The sequence below is a fragment of the Lentzea sp. NPDC102401 genome (assembly GCF_044765805.1).
GTDB classification, from domain to species: domain Bacteria; phylum Actinomycetota; class Actinomycetes; order Mycobacteriales; family Pseudonocardiaceae; genus Lentzea; species Lentzea sokolovensis.
The window spans coordinates 62,270-82,903 of the sequence record NZ_JBIWKS010000001.1 but is presented as its reverse complement, the minus strand read 5'-3'; the positions used below and the strand labels follow the sequence as shown (position 1 = coordinate 82,903).

The 20,634-nt window shown below is 69.7% G+C and carries 23 protein-coding genes and 1 pseudogene; 15 read left to right on the top strand and 9 right to left on the bottom strand.

The features are described 5' to 3' along the window. The first annotated feature begins 203 nt into the window (after nt 1-203). From ACIRG5_RS00445 to ACIRG5_RS00430, 4 genes are all read left to right on the top strand, one after another. Complete coding sequence (locus ACIRG5_RS00445; RefSeq protein ID WP_402900817.1) at nt 204-548, top strand: STAS domain-containing protein; 345 nt, start codon at nt 204-206, stop codon at nt 546-548. Between the two features lie 292 nt (nt 549-840). Next, nucleotides 841-2,187 (top strand): alpha/beta fold hydrolase, encoded by a 1,347-nt coding sequence (locus ACIRG5_RS00440; RefSeq protein WP_402897924.1) that lies wholly within the window; start codon nt 841-843, stop codon nt 2,185-2,187. A gap of 22 nt (nt 2,188-2,209) precedes the next feature. Then, complete coding sequence (locus tag ACIRG5_RS00435) at nt 2,210-3,370, top strand: sensor histidine kinase (RefSeq protein WP_402897921.1); 1,161 nt, start codon at nt 2,210-2,212, stop codon at nt 3,368-3,370. Next, entirely contained in the window at nt 3,367-4,017 is a 651-nt protein-coding gene (locus ACIRG5_RS00430) for a response regulator (RefSeq protein ID WP_402897918.1), read from the top strand. The genes ACIRG5_RS00435 and ACIRG5_RS00430 overlap by 4 nt, the downstream gene beginning before the upstream one ends. 159 nt (nt 4,018-4,176) lie before the next feature. Here ACIRG5_RS00430 and ACIRG5_RS00425 read toward each other — a convergent pair. Then, nucleotides 4,177-4,455 (bottom strand): annotated as a pseudogene (locus tag ACIRG5_RS00425) (nuclear transport factor 2 family protein); the annotation flags it as partial. 56 nt (nt 4,456-4,511) lie between these two features. On the opposite strand from ACIRG5_RS00425, the gene ACIRG5_RS00420 reads away from it, so the two are divergent. After that, on the top strand, nt 4,512-4,703 hold the full coding sequence (locus ACIRG5_RS00420; RefSeq protein ID WP_402897915.1) for a hypothetical protein: 192 nt from the start codon (nt 4,512-4,514) through the stop codon (nt 4,701-4,703). Nucleotides 4,704-4,775: 72 nt separating this feature from the next. Here the strand turns inward: ACIRG5_RS00420 and ACIRG5_RS00415 are convergent, their stop codons facing one another. Further along, on the bottom strand, nt 4,776-5,252 hold the full coding sequence (locus ACIRG5_RS00415) for a MarR family winged helix-turn-helix transcriptional regulator (protein ID WP_402897912.1): 477 nt from the start codon (nt 5,250-5,252) through the stop codon (nt 4,776-4,778). Between the two features lie 154 nt (nt 5,253-5,406). Here ACIRG5_RS00415 and ACIRG5_RS00410 point away from each other — a divergent pair, with 154 nt between their 5' ends. Together ACIRG5_RS00410 and ACIRG5_RS00405 are read left to right on the top strand one after the other, a co-directional pair. Next, complete coding sequence (locus ACIRG5_RS00410) at nt 5,407-6,354, top strand: NmrA/HSCARG family protein (protein ID WP_402897909.1); 948 nt, start codon at nt 5,407-5,409, stop codon at nt 6,352-6,354. Between the two features lie 159 nt (nt 6,355-6,513). Then, the gene (locus tag ACIRG5_RS00405) at nt 6,514-7,377 is read left to right on the top strand and encodes a class I SAM-dependent methyltransferase (RefSeq protein ID WP_402897906.1); all 864 of its coding nucleotides are present in this window, start codon (nt 6,514-6,516) and stop codon (nt 7,375-7,377) included. Nucleotides 7,378-7,439: 62 nt separating this feature from the next. Here ACIRG5_RS00405 and ACIRG5_RS00400 read toward each other — a convergent pair whose 3' ends face one another. Further along, the gene (locus tag ACIRG5_RS00400; protein ID WP_402897903.1) at nt 7,440-9,704 is read right to left on the bottom strand and encodes an ATP-binding protein; all 2,265 of its coding nucleotides are present in this window, start codon (nt 9,702-9,704) and stop codon (nt 7,440-7,442) included. On the opposite strand from ACIRG5_RS00400, the gene ACIRG5_RS00395 reads away from it, so the two are divergent. From ACIRG5_RS00395 to ACIRG5_RS00360, 8 genes are all read left to right on the top strand, one after another. Next, nucleotides 9,652-10,980 (top strand): S8 family serine peptidase, encoded by a 1,329-nt coding sequence (locus tag ACIRG5_RS00395; RefSeq protein WP_402897900.1) that lies wholly within the window; start codon nt 9,652-9,654, stop codon nt 10,978-10,980. The genes ACIRG5_RS00400 and ACIRG5_RS00395 overlap by 53 nt on opposite strands. 190 nt (nt 10,981-11,170) lie before the next feature. Next, entirely contained in the window at nt 11,171-11,482 is a 312-nt protein-coding gene (locus ACIRG5_RS00390) for a gas vesicle protein (RefSeq protein ID WP_402900814.1), read from the top strand. 17 nt (nt 11,483-11,499) lie between these two features. Next, the gene (locus ACIRG5_RS00385) at nt 11,500-11,805 is read left to right on the top strand and encodes a gas vesicle protein (RefSeq protein WP_402897897.1); all 306 of its coding nucleotides are present in this window, start codon (nt 11,500-11,502) and stop codon (nt 11,803-11,805) included. Continuing rightward, a complete protein-coding gene (locus ACIRG5_RS00380) occupies nt 11,802-12,485 on the top strand; it encodes a GvpL/GvpF family gas vesicle protein (protein WP_402897894.1) in 684 nt (227 codons plus the stop codon). The genes ACIRG5_RS00385 and ACIRG5_RS00380 overlap by 4 nt, the downstream gene beginning before the upstream one ends. Continuing rightward, complete coding sequence (gene gvpJ / locus ACIRG5_RS00375) at nt 12,478-12,636, top strand: gas vesicle protein GvpJ (protein WP_319980723.1); 159 nt, start codon at nt 12,478-12,480, stop codon at nt 12,634-12,636. Before ACIRG5_RS00380 ends, gvpJ (ACIRG5_RS00375) begins: the two co-directional genes overlap by 8 nt. Further along, nucleotides 12,633-12,902 carry a gas vesicle protein K gene (locus ACIRG5_RS00370; protein WP_402897891.1) on the top strand — a complete coding sequence of 90 codons (270 nt, stop codon included), beginning with the start codon at nt 12,633-12,635 and terminating at the stop codon, nt 12,900-12,902. The genes gvpJ (ACIRG5_RS00375) and ACIRG5_RS00370 overlap by 4 nt, the downstream gene beginning before the upstream one ends. Continuing rightward, nucleotides 12,899-13,234, top strand: a complete 336-nt coding sequence (gene gvpJ, locus ACIRG5_RS00365; protein ID WP_402897888.1) for a gas vesicle protein GvpJ — start codon at nt 12,899-12,901, stop codon at nt 13,232-13,234. The genes ACIRG5_RS00370 and gvpJ (ACIRG5_RS00365) overlap by 4 nt, the downstream gene beginning before the upstream one ends. Beyond that, complete coding sequence (locus ACIRG5_RS00360; protein WP_402897885.1) at nt 13,231-13,938, top strand: GvpL/GvpF family gas vesicle protein; 708 nt, start codon at nt 13,231-13,233, stop codon at nt 13,936-13,938. Before gvpJ (ACIRG5_RS00365) ends, ACIRG5_RS00360 begins: the two co-directional genes overlap by 4 nt. Nucleotides 13,939-14,126: 188 nt before the next feature. On the opposite strand, the gene ACIRG5_RS00355 is transcribed toward ACIRG5_RS00360, so the two are convergent. The 6 genes from ACIRG5_RS00355 to ACIRG5_RS00330 all read right to left on the bottom strand — a co-directional run bounded on the left by ACIRG5_RS00355 (nt 14,127) and on the right by ACIRG5_RS00330 (nt 20,561). Further along, nucleotides 14,127-14,756 carry a response regulator gene (locus ACIRG5_RS00355; protein WP_402897883.1) on the bottom strand — a complete coding sequence of 210 codons (630 nt, stop codon included), beginning with the start codon at nt 14,754-14,756 and terminating at the stop codon, nt 14,127-14,129. Beyond that, nucleotides 14,753-16,027, bottom strand: coding sequence for a sensor histidine kinase (locus tag ACIRG5_RS00350; protein WP_402897881.1), 1,275 nt, complete (start codon nt 16,025-16,027; stop codon nt 14,753-14,755). Before ACIRG5_RS00350 ends, ACIRG5_RS00355 begins: the two co-directional genes overlap by 4 nt. 42 nt (nt 16,028-16,069) lie before the next feature. Next, on the bottom strand, nt 16,070-17,281 hold the full coding sequence (locus ACIRG5_RS00345) for an acyltransferase (protein ID WP_402897878.1): 1,212 nt from the start codon (nt 17,279-17,281) through the stop codon (nt 16,070-16,072). Between the two features lie 246 nt (nt 17,282-17,527). After that, nucleotides 17,528-18,274 (bottom strand): SAM-dependent methyltransferase, encoded by a 747-nt coding sequence (locus ACIRG5_RS00340; RefSeq protein ID WP_402897875.1) that lies wholly within the window; start codon nt 18,272-18,274, stop codon nt 17,528-17,530. Between the two features lie 303 nt (nt 18,275-18,577). Continuing rightward, entirely contained in the window at nt 18,578-19,261 is a 684-nt protein-coding gene (locus ACIRG5_RS00335; protein WP_402897872.1) for a M15 family metallopeptidase, read from the bottom strand. Nucleotides 19,262-19,751: 490 nt separating this feature from the next. Then, the gene (locus ACIRG5_RS00330) at nt 19,752-20,561 is read right to left on the bottom strand and encodes a helix-turn-helix transcriptional regulator (RefSeq protein WP_402897869.1); all 810 of its coding nucleotides are present in this window, start codon (nt 20,559-20,561) and stop codon (nt 19,752-19,754) included. Between the last annotated feature and the right edge of the window lie 73 nt (nt 20,562-20,634).

Sequence of the window (20,634 nt, the reverse complement as noted above, 5' to 3'; positions counted from 1 at the left end):
GTCGAGGTGCCGCCGCCGTGCGCCGGGGTACGGGCATGCCCGCCGACCGCCTCAGGGGAACGTGCGCAGCGCCGGCACGCCTGGGAATCGCGGTGATCGTGCCGTCTGGCGCCGCAGTTCGTAGCATCGGTGAAAAGACAACGGTCGGGGGATCTTCAGTGAGGAATTCAGTGACTTCGGGCGAGACAGCGTCAGTGGCCAACATGCAGACCAGCGACCATGACGGCGTGCTTGTCGTTGCCATCAGCGGCGAACTCGACATGATCAGCGTGGATGGGGTGGGAACAGCCCTGTTCGAGCACCTGGCCAAGCAACCGGACGGCTTGGTGGTGGAGTTGGCCGTGGACTTCATGGGCTCGTCCGCGTTGTCGATGCTGCTGGCGCTGCACGCGCGGGCGCAGCACGAGGACGTGGGTTTCGCCATCGTGGCCACGGCGGTGGCGGCTGCGCGTCCTTTGATGGCCAGCGCCCTGACCCAGGTACTTCCGGTGGCTCAGTCGGTGGACGACGCCGTGAAGTCGATCCAGGAGGAACGCAAGCCGAGCTAGTGGCGCGTCTCGCAACGTCGGCGGCTGAGCGCGAATTCCCCCGGCAACGTTCCGAGTCACACCACTGGCAGCTCTGATGGTGTTGCGCGTGGACGTCGCCGCGCCGGGCACCGCGTGATGCACCGGATCACCATCCGCGGCGACCAGGCCGTCGGCCCGCGGGTGGGTGCGGTTCACGGCTGAGCCGTCCACGGAACCCTTGATCGGCGAGGCGGGCTCCTGGCCTCGCGGTGAGCGGAATGTCTGTCGAAAGGCAGACGTGCCGGCGTGATCCGGGTGATCGAATCGGGGCATGAAAGCGCTGATGACGCTCTTGGCCGCGGTCGGTGTGCTCGCGGGAGGCGCAGGGCCCGCCACCGCTGCCGAGGGCCTGACGTGGCGGGAGTGCCACGACGGGCTGCTGTGCGGTGAAGTCCTGGTTCCCGCCGACTGGACCCGTCCGGTCGGCGGCACCCGGATCGCCGTGCCGCTGCTGAAGATCCCGGCTCGGGAGCAGAAGGCCGGTGTTCTTCTGCTCAACCCCGGTGGCCCGGGGTCGAGCATCCCCAACTTCGCGTTTCCCGGCTACCGCGACCAGTTCGCGGACCTCGCGGCGCGGTTCGACGTCGTGGTGTTCGACCCGCGTGGCATGGGCGTCGCCTGTCCGAGTCCCGCTCCTGCGCCGCTGTCCTCACCGGTGACCGAATCCGCCCATCGCGAGTACGCCGCCGCCAACGGCCGGTTCGCGGCGGACTGCGCGGAGGCGATGGGCGCGTACCGGGGGCGCCTCAACGCTCGCCAGGTCGCGCACGACATGGATGCCGTCCGGCGTGCGCTGGGTGAGCGCCGGCTCAACTACTTCGGCAACTCGTACGGCACGGTGTACGGGCAGTTGTACGCGGAGCTGTTCGGCCACCGGGTCGGGCGGATGTACCTGGACAGCGTGCTGGACCACACCCGGCGCGACCCGGCCGAGTGGGCTCGGGCCGGTGCTGTCGTGGCGGAGAACAACCTCCACCGGCTGGCGCGGTGGTGCGCGGCCGACGCCGGTTGCGCACTGCACGGCAAGGACGTGATCGCCGTGTGGGACCGCGTGCTGTCCACGCCCGGCCTGGATGTGTCCGCGGTCCTCAGGTGGGCCGCGGTGCGGATCGGCAACGACAGGGGCTGGCCCGCGTTGGCCACCGGACTCGCGCAGCTGGAGGCCGGCGACACGACGGCGGTCACACCGCGGCCTGGTCCGTCCGATGTCAGTCTCGCGCGGACGGCGTTCTGCGCGGACTTCCCCTTCCCCGACGACTTCTCGACCGTGAAGCGGGTGGAGGACCGGTTGCGGACGGTCGCGCCTCGGCTGGGGTGGGCGGCGGCGCCGTGGCGGGTTTCCGGGCACTGCTCGGGTGTGCCTGAGGAAGGGCTCAACCCGCCGGCCGCGTTGTCCGCGATGCCGAACGTGCTGGTGGCGAACGGCGAAAACGATCCGTTGACCCCCGCCGAGCACGGCCGCCGGGTCACCGCTCAGCTGGGAGGCGCCTACCTGTCCGCGGAGGGCAACCACGGGCTCTACCTCAACGGCAACGCCTGCGTCCGCGACCACGTGCACCGCTACTTCCTGGCCGGGGAGCTACCCGCGCCGGGCGCGCGGTGCGGCACTCCGGCCTGACCTGGCCGTGTACAACTGGGGAATGGATGACCACCGGGTGTCCGGTTCCACCGGCAGCCCGGTGGGACCGCGCTCGTGGTGGTCGTTTCCACGGCACACGCGGGCGTTCCCGGAGCGGCTTCGCGGCACCATCGGAGGCGACGCGCTGTTCGCCGGTGCGGCCGTGGTCGTCGTTTCGGTGCTCGGACTGGTCGAACACCGTTCCGCGAGTCCGGTCGTCATGGTCGCCGCGTCGGTCGCGGTGGCGGTTCCTTTGTTGCTGCGACGTCGTTTTCCTCTGAGCACGGCGTTCGCATCCGCCGCGATCGTGATCGTCATCGCCGTGCCGGACTGGTCCGGGCGCCTGGTCGCCATGGCGGCGTTCGGTTCCGCCGCTTATTACCGTCCGCGGCCGGCGGTGTTCGTTGTGGCCGTCGGATGGTTCCTCGTCCTGTCCATCGCCGGAGTTCACTCACCGACGGCCGCGACCTGGACGGACCTGCTCCTCCTCGGCATCGCGCCGATCGCCGTCGGCTACGCCCTGCGCATGCACCGCGACCGCGCTGACCACGCTGAACGCCTCTACCGGGAAGAAACCCGCAGCGTGATCGCCGAGGAGCACGCCCGCATCGCCCGCGAGGTGCACGACGCGGTCGGCCACCACCTCACCGTGATCCGGATGCAGGCCAACGCCGTCCGGCACGTCGCCCGCTCCCTGCCGCCGGTCGCCGACCGGGCGCTGGTCACGATCGCCGAGGTCTCGGCCACCGCGCTCACCGAGGTCCGCGACGTTCTGGCCGCACTGCCCACGCACGGCACCACGCTGACCGACCTGGACGCCCTCGTGAACCACGCGACCGGGCCGAACCGCACCGTGACCCTCACCAGGGACGGCCCGGCGCCGGGCGGCCTGCCGCCACTGGTCGATCACGCCGGTTACCGGCTGGCCCAGGAGGCGCTCACCAACGCGCTGCGCCACTCCGATGCGACCAGGGTGGACCTGCACCTCCACCACACGCCGGAGGCCGTCGTGATCACCGTGGCGGACAACGGTTCCACCACGCCCGGCCCGACAGCCGACGGCACCGGACTGCGCGGAATCCGGGAACGGACCCGACTGCTCGGCGGAACCCTGCGGATCGAGCCGAACCGGCCCAGCGGCTGGTTCGTCGAAGCCCGCCTCCCGCTGGGGGAGCAGCGATGATCCGCACACTGGTCGCCGACGACCAAGAGCCTGCGCGGTGGGCACTGCGCCTGGTCCTCGACGCCGAGCCGGACATCGAGGTGGTCGACGAGGCCGTCGACGGCGCCGAAGCCGCCGAGAAAGCCCGGTGGCCGGGCCTGGACGTGGTGGTGCTCGACCTGCGGATGCCGCGGATGGACGGGCTGGCGGCCATCCGCCGGATCACCGAATCGGTCAACCCCGCGCCCGCCGTGGTCGCGCTGACCACGTTCGACGTCGACGAGTACCTGTTCGGCGCGCTCCAGGCGGGCGCGGCGGGCTTCGTGCTCAAGGACAGCGAACCGGCGCTGCTCGTCGAGGCGGTCCGTGCGGCGTCGAGGGGACAAGGGCTGATCGACCCACAGGTCACCCGCCGCGCCATCCGCCGGTTCGCGCAGATCGCGCCCCGGCCCGCACCGACCGGACTGAACCTGCTCACCCCACGCGAGCTGGAGGTGCTGAGGCACGTGGCGCGCGGGCTCAGCAACGCCGAGATCGCCCGTGCCCTGACCGTCGGTGAAGGCACGGTCAAGACCCACGTGGCGCGTGTGCTCGCCAAACTCGGCCTGCGCACTCGCGTGCACATGGTGATCTACGCCTACGAGCACGCCATCCTGAGCACTTCCTGACGTGGGGTGCCAGAACCCCGCACTCGCCCGCCGAGCTGCAGCGACCAGGTTCTCTTGTTCTGACGTACTCTCGAATTTTCGTGATGAGGCTCTCGTCGTCGAACGAGAACCGGAAAATGTAAAAATTTCGATATAGAGCCCGCTGTTGGCGACGATCAAATCGCCCTTGGCTTCGACGAACACGACGCGACCGTCTGCGGTGACGCTCACCTCTCGGTCAACGATCTCACCCTGGGAGAAATTGTTGAAGGTCGTGCCGACATGATCGATGACCGCCTCCTTGCCCTGGAAAAAGAACCACAGGCCCGGCGTGTCGTCGGGTGCGAGAGGGATGATCTCCCGCACTTCGTCGTGCAGTAGCTCCGCGACTGCGTCGATGTCGTGATCCCTGAGCGCGTCGAAGTATCTCTCTGCAGAGCGTGAGGTGTTTTCGGCCATGCTCTTGACCTCAAGCGGAGTGCCTGTCCGGCCTCGATGTCCTGCGGTGCCCACCTGTGTCCAACATGGACTGCCTGCGCGTCGGCATGGCGGCCGTCCAGCGGATGGCCATGGCCGGAATCGTCCCGGTGACGTGGTGGTCCGTGGCCGCGGAGTTCCAGCTGAAGCCGCGCTTCGCCGACTCGCCGGGCGGCCGCACGTTCTTCGCCGGTGTCGCGCAGGGCCGTCTCGCGACGGTTCACCGGTGAGCAGGCCGCGTCGATCCGCGAGGCCGGGAGGATGGCGGGTCCTGGGACATCCTCAGTGGACTGAGCCGTCGATCAAACGGACTTGGCGGTCGCGGTCGCCAGATTGGTCTCGATCGTGGCGAGCGCGTCCAGCATCGGTGCCAGAGTGGCCGGGGGCAGGTCGCCGACTGTGGCTACCTCCAGGTCGTGCCACATCCGCTCGATCTCCGTCCGCATGGCGTGGCCCGCGGAGGTGGAGGACACCAGGGTGGCTCTTCCGTCGCGGGGATCGGGCGTGCGTTCGACCAGGCCCGTCTTCTCCAGGCGCTGCACCATCCTCGTGACGGTCGCCGAATCGGAGTCCAGCACCGCGATCAGCTCCGTCTGGCGTACCGGGCCCGAGTCCCACAGGTGCATGAGGAGCAGCTCCTGGCCGAGGTGCAGGCCCAGGTCGCGCAGGAGCTGACCGGCCAGCATCCGGTGGAGCCGGACCACCCGGAACAGCGCGTGGCTGACGGGTCCTCGCTCCGCCGCGCTCGGAACCTTCCGCGTACCTCGTTCTAGGGCCACGGATACATGCTCCCCGTCCGCTGTGGTGAAAGCGCGGGCAAACCCTCGTTCCGGTGGTCCAGTTCACACTCCGCACCGGAATTCCTCGGGAACTTACCTGTTTAACTAGTTAAGTTGCCGCGCAGATGCGGCGACACCGCAGAGCGGAGTGGCAATGACGAACAAGAAGATCATCGCGGTGCTGGGCTCGACGGGCGCCCAGGGCGGAGGCCTGGTCAGGGCGGTTCTGGACGATTCCGACGGCCCGTTCACCGTACGGGCCATCACCCGCGACGCCGGATCGGCGAAGGCTCGTGCGCTGGCCGAGCTCGGCGCCGAGGTGGTGGAGGCGACTCTGGAGGACGAGGCCTCGCTACAAGCCGCGTTCGAGGGTGCTCACGGCGTCTTCGTGGTGACCAACTTCTGGGAGTCCATGTCCGCCGACGTCGAACTGGCGCAGGCCGCGACGGCAGCGCGGGCCGCGAAGGCGGCCGGCGTCGCCCACGTCGTCTGGTCGACGCTGGAGGACACCCGCGAGGTCATCCCGGTGTCCGACGAGCGGGTGCCGGTGCTGCAGGACCGCTACACGGTGCCGCACTTCGACGCCAAGGCCGAGGCGGACGCCTTCTTCCGCGACTCGGGCGTCCCGACGACCTACCTGCGGACCACCTTCTACTGGGAAGGGTTCGCCCAGGGCTCCGGGCCGCGACGGGGCGAGGACGGGCGGCTCGTGCTCACGCTGCCGATGGGTGACGCCAAACTGGCGGGCATCGCGGCGGAGGACATCGGCCGGACCGCCTACGGGGTGTTCGCCGCCGGCGACGAGTACGTGGGCAAGACCGTCAGCATCGCGGGGGAGCACCTGACCGGCGAGCAGTACGCGGCCGCGTTCGCCGACGCGCTGGGCGAACCGGTCGACTACCGGCCGCTCACGCACGACCAGCTCCGCTCGCTCGGACTGCCCGCGGGTGACGAACTGGGCAACATGTTCCAGTTCTACGTCGAGGGGGAGCGCGACTTCGTCAGTGCGCGCGACCTGGATCTGGTCCGCTCGCTGAACCCTCGCCTGCAGAACTTCCGCACGTGGCTGGCCGAGCACGTGGCAGCGGTCAAGCCCGCGTGACCCCTTGACCGACGTGCCGAGAGATTCCTGAGATCAAGAACGCCCGGTTCAGCGCGTCGACCGCGGCATCGGTGATCGTCTGTGAGGCGCTGGGGAGAATTCTCCAGGGTGATTCGCGTCGCGCCTGTACGCAGTGACTTCGTGAGTAGCGTCGTGAACATGGAGAACGGCGGACCCAGCCGGACGGCGCTCGTCACCGCGTACGCCCGTGCCTACCACCAGATCGTCGACCAGCCACAGATCTTCACCGACCCGCTTGCGGCACGGCTGCTCGGCCATGCCGCGGAAGAACTGCCGAGACTGGGCACGGTCGCAACCGATCGCCTTGGCGGCGCCGTGACGGACCGGCCTCGCCGCCTGTTCTTCGCCTCCAGGGCTCGGTTCGCCGAGGACGCCGTGGCCGCGTCCGTCACCGCTGGTGTGCGGCAGGTCGTGATCCTGGGCGCGGGCCTGGACACCTTCGCCTACCGCAATCCGCGCCGCGATCTGCGCGTCTTCGAGGTCGACCACCCCGCCACCCAGGCGTGGAAGCGAGAACGCCTTGCCACGAACGGAATCGACAGCCCCGACACGCTGACCTTCGTGCCGGTCGACTTCGAAACCCAAGCGCTGGCAACGGAACTCGAAGCCGCCGGATTCAGCCGGACGGACCCGGCCGTGTTCGTGTGGCTGGGCGTCGTCTACTACCTGACCCCCGACGCCGCCCACGCCACCCTCACCTACATCGCCGGTCAGGCCCAGCCGGTCGAGGTGGTCTTCGACTACCTGCGATCCGCGACCACCGACGCGGAACGCGCCTACCAGCGCGCACGTGCCGATCGGCTGGCCGCCGTCGGCGAACCCGTGCTCACCTACTTCACTCCCGACGGCATCGCCGAACAGTTGCGCGTCCTCGGGTTCACCGATGTCGAGGACCACTCCGCTCCCGACCTGATCGCCGGTTATCTGGGCGGATCCGCGGCGTTCGAGGGCGAGCCATCCCCGGCGCTGCACGCGATCCACATGCTGCGCGCGAGCCGCTGAGAACGCCGTGGGTGCCGGCAGCCGAGTTCACGACGCGGCCCGTGGCGAAAGCCGCCGGCCGTTCATCGAGGACTGTGCGCGCCAAGTTCGTCGGCGAAGGCCACGAGCGCGGTGTCGTCCAGGCCGAGACGCTCGGTCCAGCGGTCCCCGAGCTCGGCCAGCGCATGATCCCGTGCGGCGGCCACGAACGGTGTGATCTTCTTGCGCCGCAGGCGGTCCGCCGATCCCAGCAGGACGGCGGCCGACTCGGGATCGTGGGTGCAGAGGTACCGGGCGTGCAGGGTCAGGGCCTCCGCGACCGAGTCGCGGTCACGGGTCGTGTGGCTCAGCGAGATCCGCATGGCCTCCGCCAGTTCCCGCCACGCCGTCGCGTCGCGGAGCGCGTGCCGCACCACGCTCGCCCGCAGGTGGACGGTGGCCTCGACGCGGTCGCTCCCGTTCTCCCCGACGGTGTCCGCGAGCAGGCGGTCGGCGCGGTGCACGCAGGCGGCGGCCGCCGTCGGGTCGTGGTCCAGCAGCGCCAGCGCGGCGGTGGTCTCGGCGAGAGCGGCGAGCAGGGTGTGGCCGCCTTCGGTGAGCAGGCGGACGGCCTCGGCTGCCCGGCTGACGGTGGTCTCCAGGGCACCGAGGTCCAGAGTCAGCAGCGCGAGGTTGAACAGCGTGCGACCCAGTTCGAACGGTCCGGCGCCCGCTCGGCGTTTCGCCGCCAGCGCCGCCTCCAGCTGACGGATCGCCTGCTGCGGGCGTCCGATCTCGGCCAGCGCCGACGAGAGGTTGTTGAGCACGCGCCCGAGCGTCGCGTCGTCGCCGGAGAGACGGGCGACGGCCAGCGCCTGGCGCAGGTGCGCCAGGGCGGCGCCGGGGTTGCCCCGTTCCACCGCGACCATGCCGAGCAGGCTCAGACCGGCGGTTCGCGTGCTGTGATCGTCGTCCGCCGCCACGGCCAGCGCACGCTCCGCCGACTCGCTCGCCGCGTCGAGATCGCCGCGCAACGCCGCCAGCTGGCCCGACCTGATCAGCAACGGCGGGATCCCGCCCGTGCCCACCTGGCTGAGCAGTTCCGCGCCTTCGCCGAGCCGTCCGGTGGCCTCGTAGAACCGGGTCAGCGCCATTGCCGCGGCCGCGTCGAGCCGCGCGGGGTTCTCGGCCGCCGCCCAGCGCACCGCGGCCCGGATGTTGGCCGCGTCGAGGGCACCGAACGTCGAACCGGCGCGCAACCGGTCGAGGTAGTGCGCGGCGATCCGGGCGCGGACGTCGGAGGAGTCGAGCTGTTCCGCGGCCAGTTCGGCGACGGTGTCCGGCAGCGTGTAACGCGACGTGTCGCCGTCCGGGGTGAGCCGGACCAGGTTGATGTCGACCAGCTCGGTCAGCTCCGGCAACGGTTGTCCTAGCAGCGTTTCGAGGTCTTCCAGGCGGACGCCGCCGTGGAAACCGCCGAGGAAGCGGAACGTGGTGCGCGCTTCGGCGGTCACCATGTCCAGCGTGGCCTCGATCGCCGCGCGCAGCGAACGGTGCCGGGCAGGCAGATCGCGCGGCCCGTCGGTGAGGTACCGCAACCGGTGCGTGAGACGCGTGGCCAGGTCCGCCGGGCTCATCAGCCGCACCCACCCCGCCGCCAGTTCGATCGCCAGCGGCAGGTGCTCGACCTTCTGACAGATGGCGTGCACCGCGTCGTCGGCGAACTCCAGCCCGGCTCGTCGCACGAACAGCGCTGCCGCCGCCTCACGCGGCAAGCCGCTCAACGCGAGCACGTGTTCGTCGCGCACCCGCAGCGGCCGCTGGCTCGTGACCACGACGGTCAGGCCGGGGCAGCGGCGTGGCAGCGCGGCGAGTTCCGCCGCGGCGTCCACCAGTTGCTCGAACCGGTCTACCACCAGCACCACCCGCCGGTCGCGCAGGTGCGCGGCCACCCGGTCCGGCGGCGCCAGCCGGGACGGACCACAGCCCAGCGCGTCTCCCACGAGATCACCGACCAGCGCCACGTCGCTGACGGCGGACATGTCGAGCGTGCACACCACCAGATCGGTGCGACCGCCGAGCAACGCGGCCAGTTCGGCGGCGAGGCGCGACTTTCCGGCGCCCGCCGGGCCGGTGATCGAGACGAGCCGATGCCGCGCCCGCAGCACCAGGTCCAGCAACGACCGCAGCTCGTCGTTCCGCCCGACCAGGCCGTCCGTGCCGGCAGGTACCGAAGGGGTCGACGGCGTCGAAGGACGTGCCACAGCGAGGAACGCGGTCAGGTCGTCGCACGGCGTCGCGAAGTCCGTGCGGCTGGTGGCGGTGAAGGTCCTCAACTGCTTCGGTTCGGGCACCACCACGGGTGTCATCAGCGGTGTCGACTGGGTGACCCAGAACGCCGTGCGCCCGGCCGTGGCGAACATGAGCCTCGGCGGCGGCGCCAGCGCGACGCTGGACGCGGCGGTCGAAGCCTCGATCGCCGCGGGCATCACGTACACGGTCGCCGCGGGCAACTCGAACCTCGACGCCTGCCAGACCTCGCCGGCCCGCACGCCGAACGCGATCACGGTCGGCGCGACCGACCGCAACGACGTGAGACCGACGAACTGGACCAGCGGTGGCAGCAACTTCGGCAGCTGTGTGGACGTCTTCGCCCCCGGTGACGACATCACCTCGCTGTCGAACACCAGCGACACCGCCACCAGGTCGCTCAGCGGAACGTCGATGGCCGCGCCGCACGCCGCCGGTGTCGCCGCGCTGTACCTGCAGCGCAACGCGAACGCCTCGCCGACCACCGTCTGGTTCGAGATGGCGTTCGTCGAGTCGACCAAGGACGTCGTCGTGAACGCGGGTGCGGGCTCACCGAACCTGCTGCTCAACTCCCGCTACACCTTCGGCGGGCCGGACGGCGACTACAACGACGACCAGCGCACGGACACCACTGTGTGGCGTCCGTCGACGGGCCAGTGGTTCGTGCGCAACCAGTTCACTCAGCAGTGGGGCCAGCTGGGCGACGTTCCAGTGCCGGGCGACTACAACGGCGACGGCGTGTCCGACGTGGCGGTGTGGCGTCCGTCCACGGGTCAGTGGTTCGTGAACGGCCAGTTCACCGTCGCGTGGGGTCAGCAGGGCGACGTCCCGGTGCAGGGTGACTACAACGGCGACGAGATCACCGACGTCGCGGTGTGGCGTCCGTCGACGGGCCAGTGGTTCGTGCGCAACCAGTTCACTCAGCAATGGGGCCAGCAGGGTGACATCCCGGTGCCCGCCGACTACGACGGCGACGGCGCGGTGCAGGCCGCCGTGTGGCGCCCGTCCACCGGGACCTGGCACTACATCGGCGCGTTCGGCGTCGTCGTCTCCGTCCAATGGGGACAGAGCGGTGACGTTCCCGTGGTGGGCGACTACGACGGTGACGGCGGGTTCGACCTGACGGTGTGGCGTCCGTCGACCGGTGTGTGGCACGTGCGCGGCATCAGCTCGACGCAGTGGGGGCAGCAGGGCGACGTCCCGGTGCCCGGCGACTACAACGGCGACGGGGTGGGTGACCTGGCGGTCTGGCGCCCGTCCACCGGGCAGTGGTTCGTGCGCGACCAGTTCACCGTCGCGTGGGGCGTGCAGGGGGACAAACCCCTGGCGTCATGACGACAGTGCCGGGGCCGTCTTCCTCGCGAAGGCGGCCCCGGCCGCGTTCCAACGGACGCGGGTGAGACGCCTTTCGGCACTGTGCATTGGAGCAGCCGGACCAGTGTTCGACTCGTTCGACAGCGCTGAGTGAATGTGTTAATTCTTCCCCGCCGGGTACTCCGGTAACGTTCGGTCCCGTATGCCTAAGATGTTTCCAGTGGGCGCAGAATCGAGCGAAACTCATCCATCCGGCAAACCTGAGAAATTGAGTGCGGCATTCGCCATTCGCGCTGCGACGGAGCAGTTCGGTGCTCTGATCGGCAGGGCGCCGGAAGCCGTTTCGGGGATACGCGCGCTGCCGGACGGCGGCTGGTCGGTGCTGGTCGACGTCGTGGAACTCGAACGCATCCCCGCCACCACCAGCATCATCGCCACCTATCGGGTCGACGTCGACCCGGCCGGTGAGCTGTGCGCCTGTGAGCGGCTCAGGCGCTACACACGTGGAACGACGGACATGTGACGGGACGGTTGCGAGAGGTGAACAACAGATCCAGTTCGCTCGCCGACACGTTGGAAAGGGTTCTCGACAAAGGCGTCGTGATTGTCGGCGACATTGCGGTGTGCGTGGTGGACATCGAGCTCCTCACGCTTCGAGTTCGGCTATTCATCGCGTCCGCGCAGACAGCGCGTGAAATGGGAATGGACTGGTGGACGAACGATCCGTTCTTCACGCCGAAAGCGGTGGAACCGGACATCGGGAAGAACGAGTTGGCCCAGGCGAACGCCGACCTGCGCGACCGCGTCGCGGCGTTGGAACGGGCGCTGGGGGAGGAACGGGCGTGAGACGCGGCCTGTACGCCTACGCGATCACCAGGTCCCGGCAGCTCGACCTGGACGGGCCCTGGCTGATCAGCCATCGGGGCCTGGCGCTGGTCGTGGCCGAGGTCGACCTCGACCGGTTCACCGGGCTCGAGTGCGACGAACCCGACGAGGACAGCCCGTTGGCAGTGCTGGTCCGCGAGCACGACGCCGTGGTGCGCACCGTGTTCCGGCACGAACCGGTGTTGCCGTTGCGGTTCGGCACCGTCCTCGACGGCGCAGACGCCGCCGTACGGCTGCTCAGCGCCCGTCACGTGGAGGCGCTGGCCTGGCTGGACCGGGTGGAGGGACGGCGGGAGTGGGGCGTGCGGGTTCGCGCGGCCGGGCAGGAGCCGGTGAACCTGGACGGGGTGTCGGGAACGGCGTACCTGCTGCAGCGGCGTGCACAGCTGGCCGCCGCCGAGAACGCCCGTCACGACGCCGCTGCCGTGCATCGGGAACTGGCCCGGCGAGCCGCCGAGAGCACCTTCCGCGACCTCGCGGGCGATCTGCTCCTCGAAGCGGCGTACCTGGTCGACACCGGAGGCGAGGAGGACTTCCGGGCGGAGGTCCACCGGCTGACCGGGGAACTGGGGCTGTCGGCGGAGATCACCGGGCCGTGGCCGCCGTACTCGTTCACGAAGGTGGAGTTCGCCGATGCCTGAGCACAGCACCACGACCCTGGTCGACCTGCTCGACCGCGTGGTGCACCGGGGTGCGGTCGTGCGCGGCGACGTGGTCATCACGCTGGCGGGTGTCGAGCTGATCCGCCTCGACCTGCGACTGCTGCTGATCGGCCTTGGCGGCGCCCGATGAGCGCGCAGGACGCGGGCAAAGGGCTCGGCCGGATCGTCGTGGCGGTCCTGGAGATCGTGTGTGAACTGCTTGAACGCCAAGCGCTGCGCCGGGTGGACGCCGGCACCCTCACCGAAGAGGAGGTCGAGAACCTGGGCCGGGCGCTGGTCTCGCTGCAACGCCAGTTCGCGGCGCTGCGCGAAGCACTCGGAGAACCGGACACCTCCGCGGTACGGCTTCCCGTCGACATCGCGAGCCTGCTGCACGAAGAGAGGACATCATCGTGACCGCTCCCGCCACGCAGAACTCGGGCGGCTTGGCCGACGTGCTGAACGTACTGCTGGACAAGGGACTCGTGATCGACGCGTCGGTGCGCGTCTCGCTGATCGGCATCGAGATCCTGGCCATCGAGATCAAGGTCGTGATCGCCAGCGTCGACACCTACATCCGGTACCTGGAGGCGATGCACCGCCTGGAGACGGTCCGGCGCGGAGTGGTCGCACCGCCGCCCGTCGCACAGGGCATCGGCGGCACCTACGGCCTGCTGGCCGCCGCGGTCCCCGCTGTGGTCACCCCTGCCGTGGCCACCCCGGCACCGGCGGAGCAAACCCACCCGTGAGCCTGCACCTGCACGCCGTCGTACGGGCGAACCATCAGCTGCCGGACGGTTCGTCGTTCCGGCTCGTCGAGCTGGAGGACATCGCCGTCGTCGTCAGCGAGCATCCCGATGGCCGCGTGCTGACCGAGCAGGAGGCCGTCGACGACCTGGCCGGGTTGTGCGCGCTGCTACCAGGCGGACCGGTGGTGCCGCTGCGCATCGGCACCACCGCGGTGGACGAGACCGCCGCCCGTGCCGCCGTGCACGCGCTGTCCGTGCCGGTGGTACGAGACCGGCTGAACCAGCTCGACGGTGTGGCGGAGATGCACGTGCGCCTGGTGTTCGACGAGGACACCGCACTACGCGCCATCCACAACGAGAGCGGCTTCACCGGCGGCGGGGCCGATCTCGCCGCCACCATCGCACAGGGCGAACGGATCGCGCGGCAGATCGTGGCCTGGCGCCGGAAACAGGCCGACGGAATGCTCGCACCGGTGTCAGCCGTTGCTCTCGCGGTGGCACTGCTCGACCCGCCCGTGCACACCGAGGAACATCGCGCGTTCCTGGTTCCGCTCGGTGAGGTCGAGGCGGTGCGAGACGGTGTCGCCGCGTTGAACGGCGTCACAGCGATCTGCACCGGCCCGTTGCCCGCGTTCCACTTCCTCGACCTGGCACCACGACAACCGCGCCACCAGGACCAGCAGGCGTCGCGCTGGGGCTGGTAGGTCCTCGTCGAGGCACCGGGAACGAGGTTCGGTCGAAGGGTTCCTCCTCGCCCTCACCCTCGGCGGTGGTTTCGCCCCGCTGGTCGCGTGTGGTGCCAGAACTGGTGGTGCACCATGGTGGCCGCGGCGCCACCCCCTGTGGCACAACGGCATCTCACGGCGAAGGCGCTCGCATCGGCGATCACCCGTCAGTCCCGCGGTGTCAGGTAGCCACGGGAGAACGCGGCGGCCACTGCAGCCGCCCTGTCGTTGACGCCCAGCTTCGCGTACACGTGCAGCAGGTGCGTCTTGACCGTCGTCTCGCTGATGAAGAGCCGCTTGCCCGCCTCGCGGTTCGTCGCGCCCTGGGCGATCAGCTCGAGCACCTCCAGCTCGCGTTGCGACAACGGTGCCGGCGCCGGTTTGCGCACCTGGCTCAGGAGCCGGGTCGCGACGGTGGGGGAGAGCACCGCCTGTCCCCGTGCCGCTGCCTCCACCGCGCGGACGAGCTCCTCCCTCGGCGCCTCCTTGAGCAGGTAACCGGTGGCACCCGCTTCGATCGCCGGCAGCACGTGGCTGTCGGTGTCGTAGGTGGTGAGCACCAGCACCCGTGACGGCACCCCGCGCTCCGCCAGCTCTCGGATGGCGGCGACCCCGTCGGTCCCGGGCATCCGCAGGTCCATGAGGATGACGTCGGGGCGCAGGCGTTCGCCGGTCGCGACCGCTTCCGCGCCGTCAGCGGCTTCGCCGACCACTTCGAAGCGAGGATCGGCACCGAACATGCCCCGCAGCCCGTCCCGCACCACCGGGTGGTCGTCGACGATCAGCAGCGTGATCACACCCCACCCCCGGCGGGGATCGCCGGCAGCGTCACCGTGATCGCGGTGCCCCCGTCCGGTTCGGACTCGACGTCGAGCCGTCCCGCGAGACGATGCACCCGCTGCCGCATGCCGACGAGCCCGAAGCCCCCGTCCGCGGAGCCGGAGCGTTGGGCGTCGGGCCGGAAACCGACCCCGTCGTCCAGCACGTCAAGCGTCACCAGGTCCTCCATGTACGACAGGGTCAGGGCGACCCGACCGGCTCGGGCGTGCTTCGCGACGTTGGCGAGAGCCTCCTGCGCGGTGCGCAGCAGCGCCACCTCGACGTCGGTGTGCATCGGCCGGGCGTCGCCGGTCGTGGTCAGCACCGCCTCGACCCGGTTCACTTCGGACCAGCGTCTCGCCACGTCGCCGATCGCGTCCGGCAGGCGGGCGGACGCCAGCGCGGACGGCCCCACGGCGTGCACCGTCCGGCGGGCCTCGGTCAGGCTCTCCCTGGCCAGGGTCATCGCGTTCGTCACGTGCCGCCGCGACACCGCCGGTTCGTCCGCCTGCTCCGCGGCCTGGAGCTGGGTCAGGATGCCGGCCAGGCCCTGGGCCAGCGTGTCGTGGATTTCCCGTGCCATCCGCTGCCGCTCGTCGAGCACTCCGGCCTCGCGGGCCTGCGCCAGCAACTGGACGTGCAGGGCCGCGTTCTCCGCCAGCGCGGTCTCGAGATCGGTGTTGGCCCGGTGCAGCTCGATCAGCGCCCGCTTCTGCCGGTGGTTGCGGCGGTCGGACATCACGTCGGCGTAGAAGGCCGTCGTGGCGATCACCGCGGTGACCGCGCTGACGGCGGGCCACTTCCACCACTCCTCGGCCGTGATGCTGTCCGCCCCTCCCACGTACGAGATCGCCGAGACCGCGGAGGTGACGGCCACGCCGACGTACCGCCACCGGCCCTTCAGGTACTGGAAGGCGTGCACGTAGCCGATGAAGGCGAAGAAACCGAACCAGGGCGTGAGCAGCGCCAGGCAGGCGGTGATCGCCAGGAGACCCGCGTAGTACAGGCCCATCAGCCGGTCGTGGTCGTGCCACTCGGGGTGGGCCGTGTGGAACCACGCCACCCACGCGGTGAGCACGGTCGAAAACCCGAGCACGGCCGGGAAGTGCACCGGTGCGTCCCACAGCGGCTGCAGCAGGGTGAACACGACGCTGACCGCCAGCAGCGGGTACGGGAGTACCTTCAGGACCGCGGACTCCTTGCGCTCCCAGCGGTCGAACTCCTCGCGCAACTCGGCCTCGACGCTCACCCCGGCAATGGTCGCACGCCCGTGTCCCGGCATGGCAAGCCTCTAAACCACGGCCCGCACGGCGGGCACAAGGCGCAGAGCGCCCGAGATCACCCAGCTCGCGGCCGCGGCGATCACCAGAGCCAGCAGGAACTTCAGGACGGGTGCGGCGTCGAGCGGTCGAAGCAGTTCCACGGTTCCGACAATGACCGGCGCGTGCAGGAGGTAGACGGCGAAGGCGTTGTCGGCGAGGAAGCCGCCGAACCGCGACGCCCCGGCGACGAAGCGTTGGAACACGCGGAGCAGGACCAGGACGACGCCGACCGCGAACAGCGACTCCCACAACGCGAGAGCCAGGTGGGCGAGGTCGTGACCGGCCAGGTCGTCGGGCGATGTGAGGCCGCGGTAACCGCCCAGCGTCATCGGCACGAACGACCCCACCACGAGGAGCAGGCCGAACCAGCCCGATCGCCGCGGAAGCGCCTCGAACCAGCGGCGGCGGTACGCCAGGACGCCGGCGACGAAGAGCAGGACGTACTGCGGCATGTACGCGGGGCTGGGCAGCCCGAGCACCGGCTCATAGGTCCCGAGCGGGACGAAGATCCGCCACCCGTAGGTGACCAAGCCGAGCACGAGCGTGAAGCCGAGCAGATCCCTTCGCCGCAAGGGTTCCAGCCGCACCGGCTCCGCGATCCCGCGCAGGTGCCGTGCCAACGCGTACACGAGCGAGAAGATCAGCAGAATCTCGAGGAACCACGCGGGCCCGACCTCCCAGGTGGTGAGGTAGTAGACCACAAAGGACGGTCTGGTCGCGGGCGGCAGGTCGAAGTAGGCCGGGAGGACGAAGAACGGACGCAGCAACAGGATGAACGCGAAGAAGGGGATCCCGAGGCGTTTCAACCGCTCGACCGCGAACGCGCGCTGCCCCCTCCTGTCCACCGCGCCGGGGGCGAAGTACCCGGACAGCAGGAAGAAGAACCCCATGAAGAACGTCTGGTTGACCAGTAGCAGCAGGTCCAACGGCACCGCCGCGACCGCCGAGACGGGCTCCTGCCGGTTGGGCCAGAGGTCGAGGTTGCTGTAGGGCGCCGCGCAGTGGTGCGCGACCACCAGGAGCGTCAGGAAGACGCGGAGGTTGTCGAGGTAGGAGATGCGTGCCGGACGGGAAGTGCGGACGACGTCGGGTAAGGCCATGCCGAAAGCCTGCCGCGCGCGAGAATGTGCCGGATCGGCCGCGCGGGTGTGGATCACCGTGAGCGCGGTGGACCCGTCCATCCTCCGATCGGAGGATGGACGGAGTGCGAGGACGTCGAATCCTCCAACGCAGTCGCCTCCGCCTGCATCCGTTCCATGGCGAGTTCCCTTGCCGTGTAAAGGCTTTGGATGAACGCGGGCAGCTCGGCGTCGCGGTCCAGGCTCCTCACGACGGCGCCGATCTTCCGATGCTCGACGTGGTAGACGCACCTGCCGATGTGAGTGAGTCCCGGTGGCGGGTCACCGGGACTCACTCGGCCGCTGGTGTCAGCGGTTCATCAGAGCGAAGACACCCCAGCCGAGGTATTCGCGTTGGTAGCGGGCGTGGTGTGCCGGATCGGTGGTGAGTTCCGCGCGCATCTGCTCGGCCAGTTCGTCGTCGGGATGTGCGTCGAGCCAGCGGCGGGTGTTGAGCCACTGAGCCGCGACGTAGCGGTCCCAGCTGTCCTGGTCGGCCAGGACCATCTCCACGACGTCACAACCCAGCTCCCCGAACTGTTCCAGCAGTTCTGGGAGAACGCGGAAGTCGTCCTCGCTGGTGGCGTGACAGCCTTCGACGGTGGCCTTGTCCTGGGGTTCCCTGCGCCAGTACGGTTCGCCGATCAACATCATGCCGCCGGGGCGCAGGCTGCGCCGGAGCAGGTCCACGGTGCCGGCGACGCCACCTCCGATCCAGGTCGCACCGACACACGACCCGATGTCGACCGGGTCGTCGGCGACGTGGTTCGACGCGTCACCATGGGTGAAAGTGACCTGTTCGGCGACCTCGAGTTCGATCGCTCGTGCCCGCGCCTTGGCCAGGAACACGGTGCTGATGTCGACGCCGGTTCCGGTGATGTGGTGATCGCGCGCCCAGGTGCACAGCAGCTCGCCCGAGCCACAGGCCAGGTCCAGCATCCGAGTGCCGGGTGCTGGGTTCAGCGCCTCGCCCAGGACGGCCAGTTTCTGGCTGGTGAGCGGGTTGTGGATGCGGTGGCTGCTCTCGCGAATGGTGAAGCTACGGGGTAGATCCACTTCGGGGATTCCTCACGTCCGAGGGGTAGTTCACAGTGGTCAGCGCTGTGTCGGCCGTCGACGGCCGGGCTACCCGGACATTCATGGAATGCACCTCTTCGGACGGAAGGCATGCGGTTCGACGGAAGGCTAGATGGGGCACACGCGACGGTCCACCGGTTATCGCGTCGACCCCGAACGTGCCGAGGGCCGGTCCTGGACGCCGTCGTGGCGCCTGGGATCGCCGCCACTGCATCCGGCGGCGGTCCCGGGCGCTGTTCGCGTTGCTCGGTGCGACGGCGCTGACGGCTTTTCGGGCTGGTGTCAGGGCTTTTCGAAGTGCTGGTAGTCGATCGGGGTGTTCCAGAAGCCGCCCCAGGTCCAGCCGCGTGTGGTGAAGGCCTGCTCGGTGGCGTCGCCGGCGTGGATCATGCCGGGCGCGTTCTGGGTGCGGTCGACGTAGGGTGCGCCGTTGGGCGGGTAGACCGTGCCGCTGCGGGAGATGTAGGGGTTCTGCACGGTGTTGATGTCGATGGCGCGTCCGTAGGAGTGGTTGGACCAGGCGGTGCCGCCGGTGATCGGGCGGCAGTTGAACGCCGAGGTGTTGTTGGCCGCCATCGACGCGTCGTCGTCGGAGTCGTACTTCTCGATGGTCTCCATCCGCTGGATGGGGAACCGGTCGAAGTACAGGTCGGCGAAGACGCGGGCGACCTCGGTGGCGAGATCGGCGTTGACGACCAGTTCGCCGCGGTGCACCGCGCCGTCGAAGCCGACGAAGTTCAGGCTGATCAGCCGCAGCTGATCGGGTCCGACGGGGCAGCCTTCGCGCCAGCTGGAGGCGAGCCGCTTCGCGGTGACCTGCTTGATGACGGCGACGTAGGGCGGGAGGCCGCTTCCGGCCGGCGCGGCGAGTTCCACGGTCCGGGCAGTGGCGGCGGACGCCGGCGTGGCACCGACCAAGACCACGGACAGAGCGAAGGTGACGAGCGCGAAAACTCTGATTCTCAACCTCAAAATACTTCCTCTCGATCTCTGCTACGACAGAGTGGGATTCCCCGTGGTTCGAACAACCCAGGGCGTTCGTGCGGAATCCACCTGCCGGGCCACGTAGGAGAAGCAGCTCATCGACAGCAATCGTCAGTGGACTGTTTCCGGCCGTTCACCCCCAGCCGCGCGAAGACGCCCTCGGGGATCGACCCTGCCAGCGGTGTGCGAACAGCGTCAACTTCGCTGAGACGTTTCGACCCTCCCCGAAACGTCGAGTCGCGCGGGAACCGGGACACACCGAGGCATGACGTTGTCGTCCGGCGGTGCCGTCATCCGCCGCTCGTTCCTCTACGACCGGACGGGGTGGCTCATCCCAGGGCGTCCCACCACAATGGACTTCCTTCGGTTGGCAGGGCTCACTGCGCAACGTCCACAGTGGAAGAAGCGAGCAAACCTTTTGTGCAACAACGTGAATAGCGTGAAAGCCGCTGGTGTTGAGGAATGTTCACCGCTACGAGTGAGCCGCCAGCCGGTCCAGGGCTCGTGCGGAGGGCGACCCGGCGTCGGCCGTGATCAGCACGACCTCCTGGTCGTCTTCCGGCACGAGGAGAACGTCGCAGTTCAACCGCAGCGCGCCGGCCTCCGGGTGCTGGATGGTCTTCGTGCGATGGCCGGGAGCGTGCACCGGACGTTTCTGCCAGATGTGCCGGAACTCCTCGCTGCCCGCGTGCAGATCGGCCAGCAGTGCCGTCAGTCGCGGGTCGTGGGGGTAGCGGTCGGCGGCCCGCCTGAGCCGGGCGACGACGACGTGCCCGAACTCCTCGGCGCTGGAGCTCTCGTGGGCTGGTCGCTGTCCGAGGAACCGCCGTCGGGCCAGGTTCGCACTGCCGCCGCGGAGGTCGCCGAGCAGCGCCGCGGTCAGCGGGTTCCAGGCGACGACACCGTACGACGCGTCGGTGACGATGGCGCCGGTTCCCGGCAACCGCTCCAGCATGCGGGCCACGTGCGGACGGACTCTGCGCACGGCGCTCCGTCCGGGCGGCGCGCTGGACCCCGCGAGCCCGAACAGATGGCTGCGTTCGGCGTCGGTGAGCAACAGGGCGTGGGACAGCGACTCCAGGATCCTGGCCGACGGGCGTGGACCTCGCGCCTGTTCCAGCCGCGTGTAGTAGTCGGCGGACATGTGGGCGAGGTCCGCGACCTCCTCGCGCCGCAGTCCCGGCGTCCGGCGGTCGGTGCCCGCCAGGGGCAGCCCGACCTCGTGCGGGCGCAGCGCCGCCCGGCGGTCCCTCAGGAAGCGGGCCAGTTCCTGCCGCGCCATGACACCTCCGCACCTCGCTGACTGGTACAGGTTATCCCTGGCAGGCCGCCCGTCACCGGGGTGCACTGACCGG